This is a genomic window from Janthinobacterium sp. SUN073, assembly GCF_030397665.1.
GTDB lineage: Bacteria > Pseudomonadota > Gammaproteobacteria > Burkholderiales > Burkholderiaceae_D > Janthinobacterium.
Window position 1 is genome coordinate 118,904 of the sequence record NZ_JAPUBT010000005.1, and the last position, 16,387, is coordinate 135,290.

The following is a 16,387-nucleotide window of genomic DNA, read 5'->3' on the forward strand; positions in this document are numbered from 1 at the left end:
CCATTCTAGGCAAAACCGGGGTAAAGATAATTAGCGCATAATCCACCTACACTTTTCACATAAAATGAACAATGGAAGCTATCCTATGGACAAGATCAAGGCCATGCAGACCTTCGTGCGCATCGTCGAAGCCAACAGCTTTTCCAAGGCGGCCGAGACCTTGAATTTGCCGCGCGCCGCGCTGACGGCCACCCTGCAAAAGCTGGAAGCCTACCTGGGCACGCAATTGCTGCAGCGAACCACACGCCGCCTGTCCCTGACGCCGGAAGGGGCCGAGTACTTTCGCCACTGCATCGACATCCTGAAGGCCGTCGACACGGCGGAGCTGGCCTTCCGTGGCCCCGACGCGACAAAACCGCGCGGCTTGTTGCGCATCAACTTGCCCAATACGGTAGGCCGCAGGCTGGTCGTGCCGCATATCGCGCAATTCCACGCCGCCTGGCCGGACGTGCAATTGCAGCTGAGCCTGACGGACCGTCTGGTCGACCTGACGCAGGAAGGCATCGATTGCGCCTTGCGCGTGGGCACTTTGCAAGATTCCGCCTTCATCGGCAAACAGGTCGGCCTGATGCGCTTCGTCACCTGCGCGTCCCCTGCTTACCTGGCGCGGCACGGCACGCCGCACACCCTGGCGGACCTGGCCACGCACCGTGGCATCATGCATTACTCGGGCCGCACGGGACGCGCTTTCGACTGGGATTTTCAACAAGGCAAGGAAGTGCTGCGCGTGCAAATGGCCGGCCCCATCGCCGTCAACGATGCCGACGCCAGCGTCGATTGCGCTTTGCAAGGGCTGGGACTGGCGCAGGCGGCCGTGTATCAGGTGCGCGAACACCTCGATAGCGGCGCGCTGGTCGCCGTGCTGACCGATCACCCGCCGACGCCCATGCCCATGTCGCTGCTGACGCCGCAAGGCCGGCTGGCCACACCCAAGGTGCAGGCGTTTGCCGGCTGGCTCACGGCCCTGCTGGCCGCCCAGCCCGACGTGCAACTCCCAACGCACAAAATCTGAGACAAAAAAAAGCCCGCTACGAGAGCGGGCTGAATCTATTTTCTTGGAGGAGAATAGAGGAGACAAGTGCATTATGCTGCATCGCGGCATATCAATCCAATTGATTGTCGGAATAATAGAAATACGCCAGACAGATAACTGATCGGGACGAAAAAAAACCGGCTCCGCAAGGAACCGGTTTTTCACGTCACAACAAGCGTTACTTCGCTGCCGTCACCGGCGTCGCCTTGATGTCCGCGCCATACGGCAAGACCTTCGACGCCATGCGGGTATCGGCCTTGATCAGCGCCACTTCGTCGGCCAGGATGCGCGCCGCTTCGTTCAGCAGCACGTCCTTGGCACTCTTGGCGGCCGTTTCGGCGTCCAGTTCGGCGCTCAGGGCCCGCTCGTCGCCCTGCAAGCCGTCGTCGGTGCGCAAGGCGCCCTTCACGGCGGCGATCTGCTTGGCCGTCTTGCTGGCCGCTTTCGCGCCCTTCAGCACGTCTTTCGGATCGGGAATCACCACCAGGTCGTCGGCAGGATTCGAAATTTGCGCGATCAGGCGTTTTTCACGCGCCTTGGCGCGCGCTTCCTGGGCATCGCGCTCCTTGCGGCGCACGGTTTCATTGAGCGAAATCTGATTTTCCTTGCGCTGCTTGACGACCAGGGCTATGTCATCGAGCAAGTACTGGAAATCCTTGTCCTTGGCCACGCGCGCTTCATGCTTCTTGTCCAGCAGCGGCACGATTTCCTTCAGGTCGCCCGTCGGTATGTAGGGCGCCGGCTTGATGGCCACCCATGGCAAGGCATTGTCATAGCTCGATTCGCCAAAGTTTTCCGTGTCCGACATGGCCGGCAGCTTGATGTCGGGGGTGACGCCGCGCAATTGCGTGGTGCCGCCATTGATGCGGAAAAATTGCGCGATGGTCATTTTCAGCTCGCCGAAGCGGGCTTTCTCGCTGCCGCCGAAACGGTCGAGGTTGAACAGGGTTTGCACGGTACCCTTGCCGAAGCTGCCTTCGCCGATGATGACGCCACGGCCATAGTCCTGCACGGCGGCGGCGAAAATCTCGGAGGCCGATGCGGAGCCGCGGTTGATCAGCACGCCCATCGGGCCGTCCCAGGCCAGGCCCGCATTCGTATCGCTTTCCACATCGACCTTGCCTTCGGCATTGCGCTGCATCACGACCGGTCCCTTGTCGATGAACAAGCCCGTCAGTTCGACGGCTTCGTTCAGCGAACCGCCGCCGTTGTTGCGCAAGTCGATCAAGACGTTGTCGACCTTGTCCTTCTTCAACTCGGCCAGCAAGCGGCTGACGTCGCGCGTGGCGCTTTTAAAGTCCTTGTCGCCGCGGCGGCGCGCTTCGAAATCCTGGTAGAAGGTCGGCAGCGAAATGACGCCGATGCGGCGCTTGACGCCGTTCTCGCGCACTTCGATGACCGATTTCTTCGCCGCCTGCTCTTCCATGCTGATTTTCTTGCGCACCAGCGGCAAGACCACGTGCTTGGCGTCCGGGCCGGCGTCGGCCGGCAGGATGTCGAGGCGCACCACGGAATCCTTGGCGCCGCGGATCAATTGCACCACGTCGTCGATGCGCATGCCCAGCACTTCGGTGATGGGGCCGCTTTCGCCCTGCCCCACGCCGACGATACGGTCGCCCACTTTCAGCTTGCCCGACAAGCCGGCCGGGCTGCCCGGCACGACTTCGCGCACCACTGTGTATTCATCGCGCGTCTGCAGCACGGCGCCGATGCCTTCGAGCGACAAACGCATGGCGATATCGAAGTTGTCCGAGGCGCGCGGGCCCAGGTAATTGGTATGTGGTTCGATCGACATGGCATAGGCGTTCATGAAGATCTGGAACACGTCTTCGCTGTTGAGCTTGCGCGAACGGGTCGTGTAGCCCTCATAGCGCTTGTCCAGCGTTTCGCGGATGGCCTTGTCTTCCTTGCCCGCCAGTTTCAGGCGCAGCCAGTCGTTCTTGACACGCTTGCGCCACAGGTCGCGCACTTCTTCGTCGTTCTTCGGCCAGGCAGCCTTCTCGCGGTCGAGCTGGTAGCTCTCGTCGGCGGCAAAGTCGAACTTGGTTTTGAGTAATTCACGCGCATACGCCATGCGCTCATCGAAACGCTGCTGGTACAGGTTGTAGATGGCAAACGGCGCCGTCAGATCTTCATTGATGATGGCGTCATCGAGCCTGGTGCGCAGCGGGGCGAAACGGTCGATGTCGGCCTGCACGAAAAACAGTTTTTCCGCGTCCAGGGACTTGAAATAGCGGTCGAAGATTTTCTCCGACATGGCATCGTCGAGCGGCATGGCCTTGTAATGGACGCGCGTCAGGACGCGCGATGCCCACAAGGCGGCCTGCGTTTGCTGGGCCAGCGGCTTCATGGTGAGCGGAGGAGCGGCGCTCTTGTCCGTCTGGGCTGCGCCAGCGTGGGCTGACAGGGCAAGCACCAGGGTGACCAGCATCATTTGCTTCTTCATCGGCTTCTCCGAAAATTAGTTGAATCAATTCCAGGCGGCGCAGCTATGCATGCGCCAGCCAGCAAGACAGTAAGGGGAATACACGACTGGTCTGCATATTATTCTACAGGATACGGCCAGGCAGTCTCCCATGGAAGATCAGTTTCTTCCTGGAAGCTTAAACGCGGATTAAAGGCCGCGTCTCATTCATTACAAAGTGAAACATTCGTGACAAAAATCGCATCCCCCGCCAGCGACGAAGATCAACATGTTCCATTGAAATCAAAAAAGTCAATAGGCCGCTTTCGCAATCCTTGATGCGGATGATGTTTTTACGCGAAAAAATGATTCCTGCGGGAAACACTTAGTAACAAAAGGCAAGCGACATGCTATCATCGCGCCCTGAAATTTTGCTTACACGCGCGCAGCTCCCAAGCGGGCACGCCTCCGCTTCAAGCGCATCCCCCACCAGATCCCCTCCCCGCGTGTCATGTCATGACCAGGAATGGCCGAGCTGATTACCCTTTGCCAGACTCACACTATGCCTACAATTTCCTTCTCCCCCCGCCATTGGAGTGTCGGCGGCAAGATTACCGTCTTCACGTTTGCCCTCGTCAGCCTGATCCTCGCCAGCCTGACAACCTTGATCGGTATCCGCACCTCGACCGCACTGGAACAGCGCGCCGAAGCGGCCGTCACCAGCGAGCTCAATAGCGTCATGACGACCACGCAAGTATTCCATACGGCCATGGTCAACGAGGCGGCCAGCTTCGCGCGCCTGTTCGCGGCCGAATTTCCCGGCCCGTTCACGGTCGACACGGGCGCCATGGTGGCTGTGGCCGGCAAGGCCACGCCGGCCCTGGCCAACGGCGGCAAAGTGCTCAACCTCGACACGGCCCTGGTCGACCGCTACACGGCGCAGACGGGCGTGATCGCCACCATCTTTGCCGCCAATGGCGATGAATTCGTGCGCATCAGCACCTCGCTGAAAAAGCAGGATGGCGAACGGGCCGTCGGTACCCAGCTCGACCATAACCACCCGAGCTATGCACCGCTGCGCGCGGGCCAGCGCTTCGTTGGCATGGCCACCTTGTTTGGCAAACAATACATCACCCAATACGACCCCGTGCGCGATGCGGGCGGCAAGGTGGTGGGCGTGCTGTTCATCGGCCTCGATATCAGCAAGAATCTGGCCATGCTGAAAGAGAAGATTCGCCAGGTCAAGATCGGCCAGACGGGCTACGTCTATATCGTCGACACGGCGCCCGGCGCCAATTATGGCCACCTGGTGCTGCATCCGAACAGCGAAGGCAAGAGCGCGCTCGAGTTCAAGGCCAGCGACGGCCGCCTGTTCATCCAGGAAATGCTGGCGCAAAAAGACGGCGCCATGCGCTACACCTGGACGGCGCCGGGCGAAACGAGTGCCAGCGCGCGCGAAAAACAGCTGTTTTACCGTCAATTCAAGGATTGGCAATGGATCATCGCGGGCGGCACGTTCACGGACGAGATCACCCTGGAGGCGCGCCAGCTGCGCAACCAGCTGGCCATTTCCGGCTTCATCGCCCTGCTCATCTTCGCCCTGCTGTTGTACTGGCTGGTGCGCACCCTCGTCTCGCGCCCGCTGGCCGCCGCAGAAACGGCCGCCGCGCAAATCGCCGCCGGCGACCTGACGGTACACCTCGACACGACCAGCCTGGACGAAATCGGCCGCCTGCTGCGCGCCATGAACCGCATCAGCGACAACCTGTCGCAAGTGGTCGGCAATGTGCGCGGCAGCGCCGGGCAGATCGCCACGGCGTCCGGTGAAATCGCCAGCGGCAACCTGGATTTGTCGAGCCGCACGGAACAGCAAGCCAGTTCGCTGGAAGAAACGGCTGCCTCGATGGAAGAACTCAGTTCCACCGTGCGCCAGAACGTCGATCACGCGCAGCAGGCAAGCCGGCTGGCGCGCGATTCGTCGACCCTGGCAGCCGAAGGCGGCGCGGCCGTGGCGCAAGTGGCCAGCACCATGGACGCCATCCGCAGCTCCTCAAACAAGATCGCCGACATCATCGGCGTCATCGACGGCATCGCCTTCCAGACCAACATACTGGCATTGAACGCGGCCGTGGAAGCGGCCAGGGCCGGCGAACAGGGACGGGGCTTCGCCGTCGTCGCCACCGAGGTGCGCACCCTGGCGCAGCGCTCGACGGCCGCCGCGAAAGACATCAAGGATCTGATCCAGGCGTCCGCCGGCACGGTGGATCTGGGCCACGCGCAAGTGAGCCAGGCCAGCGCCACCATGGACACGGTGGTGGCCAGTGTGCGGCAAGTGAGCACCATCATGGCCGAAATCGCCCAGGCCAGCGACGAGCAGCGCAGCGGCATCGAGCAAGTCAACCAGGCCATCGCCCAGATGGACCAGGTAACCCAGCAGAACGCGGCCCTGGTGGAAGAAGCGGCCGCGGCCGCCGACGCCCTGCAGGAGCAGGCGCAGGAGCTGAACCAGGTGGTAGGCGTGTTCAAGCTGTAAGGTCATGCGGGGTGCTAAGATGGGGACGAATCCACCTTGCCAGGAGAGAGCATGCACGACGACTACGTTTTAATAGCCCGGCTGATGATCCCCACGGACGCGCACGTCATCCGCGGCTGCCTGGCAGCGGCCGGCATCGATGTGCTGCTGACGGACGACCAGCACATGCAGGCCGACATGCTGCTGGCGGCCGCCATCGGCGGCGCCCGCGTCATGGTGCGCGAGCACGATGTGGCGCGCGCCAATGAAATCCTCGCCGCCTTCGAGCGGGGCGATCTGGCGCTGGCGGATGATGCGGACGTGGGAGTGCCGGCAGTGGAGTAAGAGGCTAACTATCTGAAGCTCGTGATTGCATGGTGGCCAGCAGCTTGGTCTTTCTCAAAGCGATATTGCCTTTTCTGTGTACCACAGAAACTTCGTGTCGTTGATAAGGACCAGCCTTGGCTGCGCTGAGCCAGTTGAAAGAGCCTATGCATAACGCTGTGGTATCAACAACAACGATTTTACCGTGAATACGATTGACGAAATGAAGTTGTGCGCCAGCGGCCAAAAGTGCTGCTTCCGCACCATCATCGGAACGTTCTCCCGATGCATAAAGACGCCGACGTTCCCGGCTGAATTCGATGTCGGTAAATACTCTAATCCGGACACCCCGTGCTACCGCTGCGGCGATAATTCCGCAAAGATCAAATCGTCTTATGCCCGCATTGGTGATCCATGGTGAAACGATCAACACCTCTGTCCCGGCCGCAGCAATCACACTCTTCAGCCACTGATCATGCTCATCAACAGAATCCAGCAATTCGAGTTGATCAGCGACAAGTTCGCGCACTGCTTCATCAAGGAGTGCCTTCGTCTTTGGCGCGCTCATTGTCGCTAAAAGCGCATCAGCGTCACTTAACAGCTTGGCCTTCCCTTCAAGATCATCCAGTCGATATTTTGAGGCAAGTCCCTGCAGAAAAAATTCCGATAGCGGCAAGGCAGAATTCAGCATCAGCTGGAACAATTCGCGACCATCCTCCATTTGCAACAAGTCCCCTGGGCTTTGCTCATCTGGCAGGATAGCAAAACGTACCTGAACTGCATCCGTCAACATTGGCAGGACTATCTTCATCGTATTCCACGCCATATTGGCACCACGTTTTGTGCTAGGGAAGCAACAAACAATACAAGGCGTGCGCCGGAAGAGACGTGCTATATTTTCAGGCTTAAGCTTGCCAGCCTCAGCTGATGACACAACATTCTGAATACCACCTTCATGCAGACGCAGCACATCCATGCAGTCTTGCACAAGAACCACAAACCTCTTGGCATGCATGCTGCTGTTCGCTTGGCTGAGTCCGAACATGCTCTCCTTGGCCTCATGCAGATGCAGCGTGCCTGACTTTTCCTTTACACCTTTTTTACTGCTCTTGTTCGGGCTTGTGGTTCGCAAATACTCTGGCACCTGAAATGCCAATGCCAGTCCAGCCAGACCTAGCACAATATCCCGCGCGTTCATGGTGGGGAAAATCACCCGGTTACGCAGACGGTCATACACTTTTCCGCCGTGTTTACTGACGACGGCAAGGCCGGCCGCCGTGCAGCATTCTTCATACCGGTCTTTGAACACCCCTTCAAGGTTTTGCCAGCCATCCGGGGCAAAACCAATTTTGAACCGCGCAGCGGTTTTACCTGATATTCCAGCTTTTTTAAGCATGGCGATTGCCTCAGGGGAAGTACGCAGCGATCTTTGGTAATAATCAAGTGCAATCTGCAGCGATTCAGCCACAGCTTCGCGCTTCGCTTTCATAACAGCCTGATCCGCTGCGCAAGGAGGTGGTTCTGCTCCCACTAACGCCGCAAGCATCTCCACTGCGACAGGAAAGCCAATGCCCCGATGCTGAATAAAAAAATTGATCACTGAGCCATGCGCATTGCAGACAAAGCAATGATAGGTGTTCTTCTCGCGCGAAACCTTAAAACTCTTTGGACGAACCCCGCCATCTTCAGGATGATCTGTGCCATGAAAGGGACATATGCCATGATAATTGGATCCCGTTCTGGTCAGCTTGACCTCCGCACCAATGATCCCGACAATATCAGCTGCTGCCAGCAATTTTTCAATGTAAACTTTTGGAATCATGGGAAATTGAAATACGTATGCTCCAGATCACAGGCACTTTGACATTGAAATATCAAACAAGTTCTTACATCCCTTGGGAAAACTGTAGCGAGTAACGCCGATGATCGCCAAGCTGCGGGATACCCTGATAGATGGCAAGGCATCTGGCACCGATGCCGCCAGGGTAATTAGCATTATTTCCGCCTGCAAGAGGGCAGTGGCGAAATAGAATCAGGAATAGAAACAGCGCCCGCAGGCCTGGCGGTAGCTCTCGTTACCGCCAATACTGATCTGCTCACCTTCCTTGATGCGGCGGCCCTGTTCATCCACGCGGATGTTCATCGTGGCCTTCTTGCCGCAAGTACAAATATTCTTCAACTCTTCGATATCGTCGGCCAGCGCCAGCAGGTAGGCCGAGCCGGGGAACGGTTCGCCCTTGAAATCCGTGCGCAAGCCGTAACAGATGACGGGCACGCCCTTCACTTGCGCCAGCTGGTGCAGTTGCTGCACCTGGGCAGTGCTGAGAAATTGCGCCTCATCGACCAGCAAACAGGCGACCTGGGGAATATCGTCGAGGAAATTCGTGTCGGCATGGAAGATATCGACCTGGCGCTGCGGGCCCAAGCGCGAGGTGACCCGGCCTACGCCGTAGCGGCTGTCGATGGCGGCCGTGTACAGGCGCACCTGCTGGCCCTGCTCTTCATAGTTGTGCGCGACTTGCAACAAGGCCGTCGACTTGCCCGCGTTCATCGCGGAATACCGGAAATAAAGTTTTGCCACTGCCGCCTGCCTGTCTGAGTAATTTCAATACTATTTAGTATCTTTTCGAGGCGTGATTATAAATCGCAATGAAGGACTTGCGGCAGCTTAATAGTCCTGCCTTTGGCGCGGCAAGGGGACAAAAAACGGCGCATACTCGCATCGCGCACCTTGCCGACTATATGCGCAGGGCGCATATGCAAGCATATAAACATTCGTTCGCCGCACTCGTCCACCCGCCTACACTGCGCGGCACGGAAGGCTGCTCGGGACACAATCCTGAGCGGCTGTTTCTCTGACAGGAGCCACCATGAATGATCGAATGCCATCCCCATCCCAGCCGCCAGCGCTATACACGCTGATCGGCAATACTCCACTGGTCGAAGTCACCAGGCTCGACACGGGCCTGTGCCAGCTGTTCCTGAAACTGGAATCGCAAAATCCCGGCGGTTCCATCAAGGACCGCATCGGCCTGTCCATCATCGAAGCGGCCGAAGCGGACGGCCGCCTGCAGCCGGGCGGCACCATCGTCGAGGCGACGGCCGGCAATACCGGCATCGGCCTGGCCCTGGTGGGCCGCATCAAGGGCTACCGCGTGATTTTAGTCGTGCCCGACAAGATGTCGACGGAAAAAGTGCTGCACCTGAAAGCCCTGGGCGCGGAAGTGCACACCACGCGCTCGGACGTGGGCAAGGGCCATCCCGAGTACTACCAGGATTACGCGGCACGCCTGGCGCGCGACCTGCCGGGCGCCTTCTTCGCCGACCAGTTCAACAATCCCGCCAATCCCCTGGCCCACGAAACGACGACGGCGCCCGAAATCTGGGAGCAAAGCGGGCATGACGTGGACGCCATCGTCGTCGGCGTCGGCTCGTCCGGCACCCTGACGGGCCTGACGCGCTACTTCCGCAAGGCGCAGCCGAAGCTGGAATTCGTGCTGGCCGACCCGCAAGGCTCCATTCTCACCGAATACATCGATACGGGCAAAGTGTCGGACACGAGCGGCTCGTGGGCCGTCGAAGGCATCGGCGAAGATTTTATTCCGGCTATCGCCGACATGGACAGCGTCACTAAAGCCTACACCATCACGGACCAGGAAAGTTTTGATTCCGCGCGCGCCCTGCTGCGCGCCGAAGGCATTTTAGGGGGCTCGTCGACCGGCACCCTGCTGGCCGCCGCGCTCAAATACTGCCGCGAACAGACCACGCCGAAGCGCGTCGTCACGTTCGTGTGCGACACGGGGACGCGTTATTTATCCAAAGTCTACAACGACGGCTGGATGCGCGACCAGGGTCTGTTGCAGCGGGCGCTCTCGGGCGACTTGCGCGACCTGATCGGACGCCGCTACGACGAGGGCGACGTCGTCAGCGTGGCGCCGGGCGACACCCTGCTCACCGCCTTCAACCGCATGCGTGCCAGCGACCTGGCGCAGCTGCCCGTCATCGATAACGGCCAGCTGGTCGGCATCCTCGATGAATCGGACTTGCTGCTGCACGTTTCCGGCGACGCCGCCCATTTCGCCGGCCTGGTGGGCGCCACCATGACGACGCAGATCGAAACCCTGGCGCCATCAAGCGGTTTACCCGCCCTGCGCGCCACCCTGGACCGGGGCTTGACGGCCGTCGTCGCGGACGCTGACGCCTTCTATGGCCTGATCACCCGCTTCGACCTTCTCAACCACTTACGCAGGACACTATCTTGAGCCAAGAAACCACCCGCAAGAGCCACCTCGCCACGAGGGTCATCCACGCCGGCCAGTCGCCCGACCCGTCGACGGGCGCCATCATGCCGCCCATTTACGCCACCTCCACCTTCGTGCAAGAGAGTCCCGGCGTGCACAAGGGCCTCGATTACGGCCGCTCGCACAATCCCACGCGCTGGGCGCTGGAGCGCTGCGTGGCCGACCTGGAAGGCGGCAGCGCGGCCTTCGCGTTCGCCTCGGGCCTGGCCGCCATCTCGTCCGTGCTGGAATTGCTCGATGCGGGCAGCCACATCGTCGCCGGCGACGACATGTACGGCGGTACCTATCGTTTATTTGAGCGCGTGCGCCGCCGCTCGGCCGGCCACGAATTCACGTATGTCGATTTGACCAATCCGGAAAACCTGCTGGCCGCGCTGCGCCCGGAAACGAAGATGGTGTGGGTGGAAACACCCACCAACCCGATGCTGAAACTGGCCGACCTGCGCGCGATCGCCGACATCTGCCGCGCACGGGGCATCATCGCCGTGGCCGACAATACCTTTGCCAGCCCGCTGGTGCAGCGCCCCCTGGAGCACGGCTTCGATATCGTCGTCCACTCGACCACCAAGTATCTGAACGGCCACTCGGACATCATCGGCGGCATCGCCATCGTCGGCGCGGAAGCACGCCAGGCCGAATGGCGCGAGCAGCTGGGCTTCTTGCAAAACTCGGTGGGCGCGATTGCCGGGCCGTTCGACAGCTTTTTGGCCTTACGCGGCATCAAGACGCTGGCCATCCGCATGCAGCGCCATTGCGAAAGCGCGCTGGCCCTGGCGCAGTGGCTGGAACAGCAAAAGGACGTGAAAACCGTGTTTTATCCGGGCCTGGCCTCGCACCCGCAACACGCGCTGGCGCAGCGCCAGATGGATGGCTTCGGCGGCATCATCTCGATCGACCTCGATACGGACCTGGCCGGCGCGCGCCGCTTCCTGGAGCGCTGCGAGGTGTTCGCCCTGGCCGAAAGCCTGGGCGGCGTGGAAAGCCTGATCGAGCACCCTGCCCTGATGACGCACGCCAGCATCCCGCCCGAACAGCGGGCCAAGCTGGGCATCGGCGACGGCTTGATCCGCCTGTCGGTGGGCATCGAGGATATCGAGGATTTGCGCCATGACCTGCGCACGGCGCTTGATGCGATTTGATACGCTCGGCTGCTATTTTCCGGGGTGGTACCTGCGCTCCAGGTGCTGTTCCACCTGCTCGGGATAAAACAGCACCTCCTTGAATTCCCCGCGCGCATACATGGCCGCCTGGTCCCGGAAGTGCGGCGACTGCGGATCGCCGCTCTGGCCGCCGGCGAGGATGCTTTTCGCCCTGATGCGCGGGCCGAATTCCACCGCCGCCACAAAGCTGTTGCCACGCTCGCCATAGATGCGTTTCGTGGTGCTCTTGCCGCTCTGGCCATACGCGGCCAGCGCGCCCCAGTTGCCCGACGCATAAGGCACGGGCAAGCTGGGCTGCGCATCGTCGAACGGCTGCACGATGTCGCCCGTCAGGCGCTGGTAGCGGTTGATTTCGCCCCACGGCGTTTGCCAGTGGCCGAAATCGCGCTGCAGTTTATTCGCCGCCGTCGCCAGCGCGGCCAGGCGCTGCTGCGCCGTGACCTCCTCCGTCGCCATGAAGTCGACCACCGGCACGCCCTGCTCGCGTGCCTGCTTTCCAACCAGTTCGGCCAGTTCCTGGCCCCAGAACACGGCCAGCGAGGTCGCTGTGGAGTCGAGCGCATAGCGCCAGTTCCAGGACCGCAACAAGGCCACCTTGTCGGCCAGCGCCAGCTTGTGTGCATCGCCGGCCGGCAGCGCGTCCCAGGCCGCGAACAGCGGCGGCAGCAAGGTTTCAAAGGCCGTCAGTTCGCTGTCGTAGGACGCGGCGATCAGGCTGTCGAGCGTGAAAGCCGTTTTATTCTGGAAGACCTTGACGGCATGCAGGCCACGCGCGTTCTCGCCATACACGGACATATAGGCCGGATAGTCCTGCTGGCGCGAGCTGTTCGCGCCTGCCGCCGAATACGGCCAGTTGTTCGTATTCTGTATCCAGCCATTCTTCGGATTGAACAGGGTGATGGTTTGCGCCACCGTGTGCAACCCTTGCCATTCCGTGGCCGGGTCGCTGCCGTCGACGGGCTGCTTCCAGTTGAAGCGCGGATCGCGCACGGGGATGAAATTGCCGTGAAAATAGGCGATATTGCCGTCCGCATCCGCATATACCGTATTGTTCGACGAATTCGTGCGCAGTTCCATCGTCTTGTAGAAGGCCGCATAGTCGCGCGCCTTGGTGCGCGTGTACGATTGCATGAGCGCCTTCATGGGCGAGTGCATCAGGCGCACGGCCACCCAGCGCCCATCCTGTGCGCGCACGATGGGACCATGGTGGCTGTAGTAGACGATGATGGTTTTCGAGCCCATGGCGCCACTCGCCAGTTTATATGGCACGGTAATCGGCACGGTTTTCAAGGGGCGCAGCGCGCCGTCATAGCGGTAGAACCATACACCATCACGGTCGACGATGCTTTCCAGGTATTCATCGATGACGTCGCCGCCGCCCGAAGTATGCATCCAGCCCAGGCGCTCGTTGAAACCCTGGTAGACGAAGAACTGGCCCCAGGTAACGGCGCCGTATGCGTTCAATCCTTCGCCGCTGGTGACCTGCACTTCGGGACGGAAGTAGAACGAGGTGTGCGGGTTGATCATCAAGAGCGCATGGCCATTTTTCGTGATGGCGGGCGCAATGGCGAAGCCGTTCGAACCGCTCGGTTCGGGGTCCAAGCCGGACGCCAACCCGGCATCGATGCTGGCCAGCGCCACGGCGGCTGGCATGGCTTGCTGCCCATAAAACGCTTCGAGCTGCGCCAGGTTGACGGACTCGATATCACCGCCGATGCTGCCCTCGCTGAAACTCAAGGCCATCCACGGCTCAAAATGCGCGATCAGCTTTGGTTTCACCTGCGGGTGCGTGGCCAGGTAAAAATTGAGACCATCGGCAAAGGCGTCCATCAATTTGCGCAGCCACGGCGGGCTGGCGCCGTACTGCGCCTGCAGCTCAAGCGGATTAATGAAAAGCTTCATGCGCAGGTCGCGGTACAGTTCCCGTTCGCCCTCCACCTCCGCCAGCCGCCCCATGGCATTGATGTAGTTCAATTCCACGCGGGGAAAATCATCCTCGGCTTGCGCATACATCAAGCCAAAGACGGCATCCGCATCGCTCTTGCCCGTCACATGGGGAATGCCCCAGGTGTCGCGCGCGATGCTGACGTTGGCGGCCTGCGCCTGCCAGCGGGCCATGTCCGTGACAGATACGGCGGGCGCCGCCAGCACCGGGGGAGCGGCAACGGCGCCGCAGACGATGGCGGCGAACAGGGCACGGCGAGCTGGCATGCACTACTCCAATAGTCAGGATGCGTCGATCAGGGCGGCAATGCGCTGATTGAGTTCCACATTTTCCGCCTGCAACTGCGCCACCTTCTGTTTCAGGCTGGCGATCTCGCCGCGCAAGCGTTCCGTTTCGGACGGTGCCTGGGCTGCATTCTCGGCCCATGGTTCGTTGCCCGTTTCCGGCGTATCCTGCGACACGTGAGGCGCTTTCGGCTCGCGCGGCGTGCGCGTGGCGGCGCGCTGTTCGCGGATTTCCTTGGCCGCCTGGCGCAGCAGTTTTTTACCGCCGGCGACGGCTGCCACCTGCTCTTCCGGCGGCAGGGACGCCACGGTGGCCGCCGCATTGATCGAGATCGTGCCCGAGCGGACCGCTTCCACCAGCTCCGGCGACGCCGCCTTCTGGATTTTTTCGATCTGGCTGATCTGGTTGCTGCTCAGGCGCGCCGCCTTGGCCACCTCTTCGCGCGTGCTCATGGGGGGTTTCGGCGCGTTTTCGCCGTCCGGCGCATCAGCCGCGCTGACGGGCGCAGGGCTGCGCGCGGCGACGATTTCTTTCTTGCGCAAGGCCAGCACGCCGCGCTGGAAGTCCGATACGCTGCGGCGCGCCAGGTGATTGTCGATCATCCACAGCATGACGTCGTCGAGCGAGGTAAAGCTGGTGTTCTGGATGGTCTTGAATTCGATGCCGTGCTGGCGGCAGATGGCGTAGCGGTTATGCCCGTCGATCAGCACGTCGTTCCACAGCACCAGCGCGTCGCGGCAGCCTTCGGCCAGCAGGCTGCGCTCAAGCGCCGCGTACTCGCTGGCGGTGAGCGGGTCGATATACGACTGCAGCACCTGATTGATAGTGATATTCATGGTTGTCCTCAATAATGCGGCGCGATGGTCCGCGCCGGCACGAATGCTACACCATCCACCGCCCCTGGCCGGGTAAAATCACGGCGGCACAGCTCATACAAAAACACGGACCATGAAAAGAAAGTACGCCACCGCGATCATTTTTAGCGTCGCCGCCATCGGCTTCACCTGGGTCAGCCCCTACATCGCCATGTACCGCATCAGCATCGCGGCGAAATCCGTGCGCCTGGAAAACCTCGCGCAGCAGGCGGACTTGCCCGCCGTGCGCGCCAGCGTGGCGCGCCAGTTGCGGGTGGCCGGCGAAACGGCGAACGAGGAGGACTTCAAGGAAATGCTCGACACCATCGTCTCGCCTCCCGGCATCACGGTACTGATCCTGCACGGCAAGCAAGGGGCGGATGGCAAGCGCCATGACTTCGGCATGGCGTACCGCTCGTGGAACGAAGTGGTGCTGCGGCGCAGCGGCGCCGGCCCCGCCGCCAGCCAGTTTTTGCTGCGCCGGCATGGCATCTGGGATTGGAAACTGACGGATATTACCTTGCCGCCGGAATTACTCTGACGAAACTTGATCTAAAACAACACTTACCTAAACCGTCATATTGATTTTGGGAAATATTATGTAGAATGCCAACACTTCAGGCGCACCGGGTCGCCAGGCATCCGAGAGATTGCACGATGAAAAGAATGTTGCTTCTCGCTCTAGTGGCACTGGTCGCGCTGGCCGGCGCCTTCTATGGCAGCCCGTATTTCACCATGAACAAGATCCGCGCGGCAACCATGGACGAGGATACCCAGGCCCTGGCTGCGCAAATCGACCTGGCACAGCTGCGCGGCAGCCTGGGGCAGCAACTGCATGCCCTGTTCTCGGCGCCGGAGGTGGCCGACGACATCAGCGCCGACGTCATCGATCCCTTGCTCGATACCATGCTGATGCCTGAAGGCATCGTCGCCTTGATGAAGCTCAATGACCGCTACGAAAAGCCGATCGCCAAGGTCAGCGACATCAGCGGCCGCAAGCGCAATGCCAAACCCGACTACAAGCTGCGCTACATATCCTGGGATAAGGTCGTGGTGCAGCGCGCCCACAGCAAAAGCCATATCGGCGAGCTGACCCTGACGCGCGACGGCCTGTGGCGCTGGAAACTGGTGTCGGTGGCGCTGCCCAAGAATCTGCTGGCCGACGCGTAAGGCGCGGGCCCGGCGTATCGGCATACAGCAGCTGTTCGACACTGCTATCATCGGGTTTTGATTTCCAACGGAGGCAGCATGTCAGACCTGGTACAACACGCCCTGGCCCACGCGGGCAAACCGGCCACCACGCCCTGGGTGGTGACCCTGGTCAGCGGCGAAAAACTCACCGGCCCCATTTCCCCGCTCAGCGATGGCTGCTACGCCATCGGTCTGGGACAAATCAAGTATTTTTCCAGCGACAAGGTCGCCTGCCTGAATGTATCGGGCGCGGGCGCGTTTCCCATCTGATCACGGACCGCCAGGGCCAACGACCTTCAAGCCCTTGGCCGCTTGACCGTCTCGCCGGCCAGTGCCCCCGGCATTGGCCATCCATGCTAGATAGTTGTTTTTTGGCAC

General features: G+C 60.8%; 13 protein-coding genes. 8 read left to right on the forward strand and 5 right to left on the reverse strand.

Annotated elements, in window-relative coordinates; translation table 11 throughout:
• The first annotated feature begins 85 nt into the window (after window positions 1–85).
• Complete coding sequence (locus tag O0882_RS15570) at window positions 86–1,012, forward strand: LysR family transcriptional regulator (RefSeq protein WP_289949360.1); 927 nt, start codon at window positions 86–88, stop codon at window positions 1,010–1,012.
• A 199-nt stretch (window positions 1,013–1,211) separates the two neighbouring features.
• Here the strand turns inward: O0882_RS15570 and O0882_RS15575 are convergent, their stop codons facing one another.
• Window positions 1,212–3,479 (reverse strand): carboxy terminal-processing peptidase, encoded by a 2,268-nt coding sequence (locus O0882_RS15575; protein ID WP_289949362.1) that lies wholly within the window; start codon window positions 3,477–3,479, stop codon window positions 1,212–1,214.
• 520 nt (window positions 3,480–3,999) lie between these two features.
• Between O0882_RS15575 and O0882_RS15580 the strand changes: the two genes are divergently transcribed.
• Together O0882_RS15580 and O0882_RS15585 are read left to right on the forward strand one after the other, a co-directional pair.
• Window positions 4,000–5,970, forward strand: a complete 1,971-nt coding sequence (locus O0882_RS15580) for a Cache 3/Cache 2 fusion domain-containing protein (protein WP_289949363.1) — start codon at window positions 4,000–4,002, stop codon at window positions 5,968–5,970.
• Between the two features lie 51 nt (window positions 5,971–6,021).
• On the forward strand, window positions 6,022–6,294 hold the full coding sequence (locus O0882_RS15585) for a DUF2007 domain-containing protein (protein WP_289949365.1): 273 nt from the start codon (window positions 6,022–6,024) through the stop codon (window positions 6,292–6,294).
• A gap of 4 nt (window positions 6,295–6,298) precedes the next feature.
• Here the strand turns inward: O0882_RS15585 and O0882_RS15590 are convergent, their stop codons facing one another.
• Window positions 6,299–8,095 (reverse strand): CHC2 zinc finger domain-containing protein, encoded by a 1,797-nt coding sequence (locus tag O0882_RS15590; RefSeq protein WP_289949367.1) that lies wholly within the window; start codon window positions 8,093–8,095, stop codon window positions 6,299–6,301.
• A 210-nt stretch (window positions 8,096–8,305) separates the two neighbouring features.
• A complete protein-coding gene (locus tag O0882_RS15595) occupies window positions 8,306–8,854 on the reverse strand; it encodes a thymidine kinase (protein ID WP_034755172.1) in 549 nt (182 codons plus the stop codon).
• A 301-nt stretch (window positions 8,855–9,155) separates the two neighbouring features.
• Between O0882_RS15595 and O0882_RS15600 the strand changes: the two genes are divergently transcribed.
• The gene (locus O0882_RS15600; RefSeq protein WP_289949835.1) at window positions 9,156–10,535 is read left to right on the forward strand and encodes a cystathionine beta-synthase; all 1,380 of its coding nucleotides are present in this window, start codon (window positions 9,156–9,158) and stop codon (window positions 10,533–10,535) included.
• Entirely contained in the window at window positions 10,532–11,713 is a 1,182-nt protein-coding gene (locus O0882_RS15605) for a PLP-dependent aspartate aminotransferase family protein (protein WP_289949368.1), read from the forward strand. Before O0882_RS15600 ends, O0882_RS15605 begins: the two co-directional genes overlap by 4 nt.
• A 12-nt stretch (window positions 11,714–11,725) precedes the next feature.
• Here the strand turns inward: O0882_RS15605 and O0882_RS15610 are convergent, their stop codons facing one another.
• Both O0882_RS15610 and O0882_RS15615 read right to left on the reverse strand, forming a co-directional pair.
• Window positions 11,726–13,945 (reverse strand): penicillin acylase family protein, encoded by a 2,220-nt coding sequence (locus tag O0882_RS15610; RefSeq protein ID WP_289949369.1) that lies wholly within the window; start codon window positions 13,943–13,945, stop codon window positions 11,726–11,728.
• 15 nt (window positions 13,946–13,960) lie between these two features.
• The gene (locus tag O0882_RS15615) at window positions 13,961–14,800 is read right to left on the reverse strand and encodes a hypothetical protein (RefSeq protein ID WP_289949370.1); all 840 of its coding nucleotides are present in this window, start codon (window positions 14,798–14,800) and stop codon (window positions 13,961–13,963) included.
• Between the two features lie 112 nt (window positions 14,801–14,912).
• Here O0882_RS15615 and O0882_RS15620 point away from each other — a divergent pair, with 112 nt between their 5' ends.
• The 3 genes from O0882_RS15620 to O0882_RS15630 all read left to right on the forward strand — a co-directional run bounded on the left by O0882_RS15620 (window position 14,913) and on the right by O0882_RS15630 (window position 16,279).
• A complete protein-coding gene (locus O0882_RS15620; protein ID WP_289949371.1) occupies window positions 14,913–15,359 on the forward strand; it encodes a DUF2939 domain-containing protein in 447 nt (148 codons plus the stop codon).
• A 125-nt stretch (window positions 15,360–15,484) separates the two neighbouring features.
• A complete protein-coding gene (locus tag O0882_RS15625; protein WP_289949372.1) occupies window positions 15,485–15,988 on the forward strand; it encodes a DUF2939 domain-containing protein in 504 nt (167 codons plus the stop codon).
• 78 nt (window positions 15,989–16,066) lie between these two features.
• Entirely contained in the window at window positions 16,067–16,279 is a 213-nt protein-coding gene (locus O0882_RS15630) for a hypothetical protein (protein ID WP_099763360.1), read from the forward strand.
• Window positions 16,280–16,387: the final 108 nt, after the last annotated feature.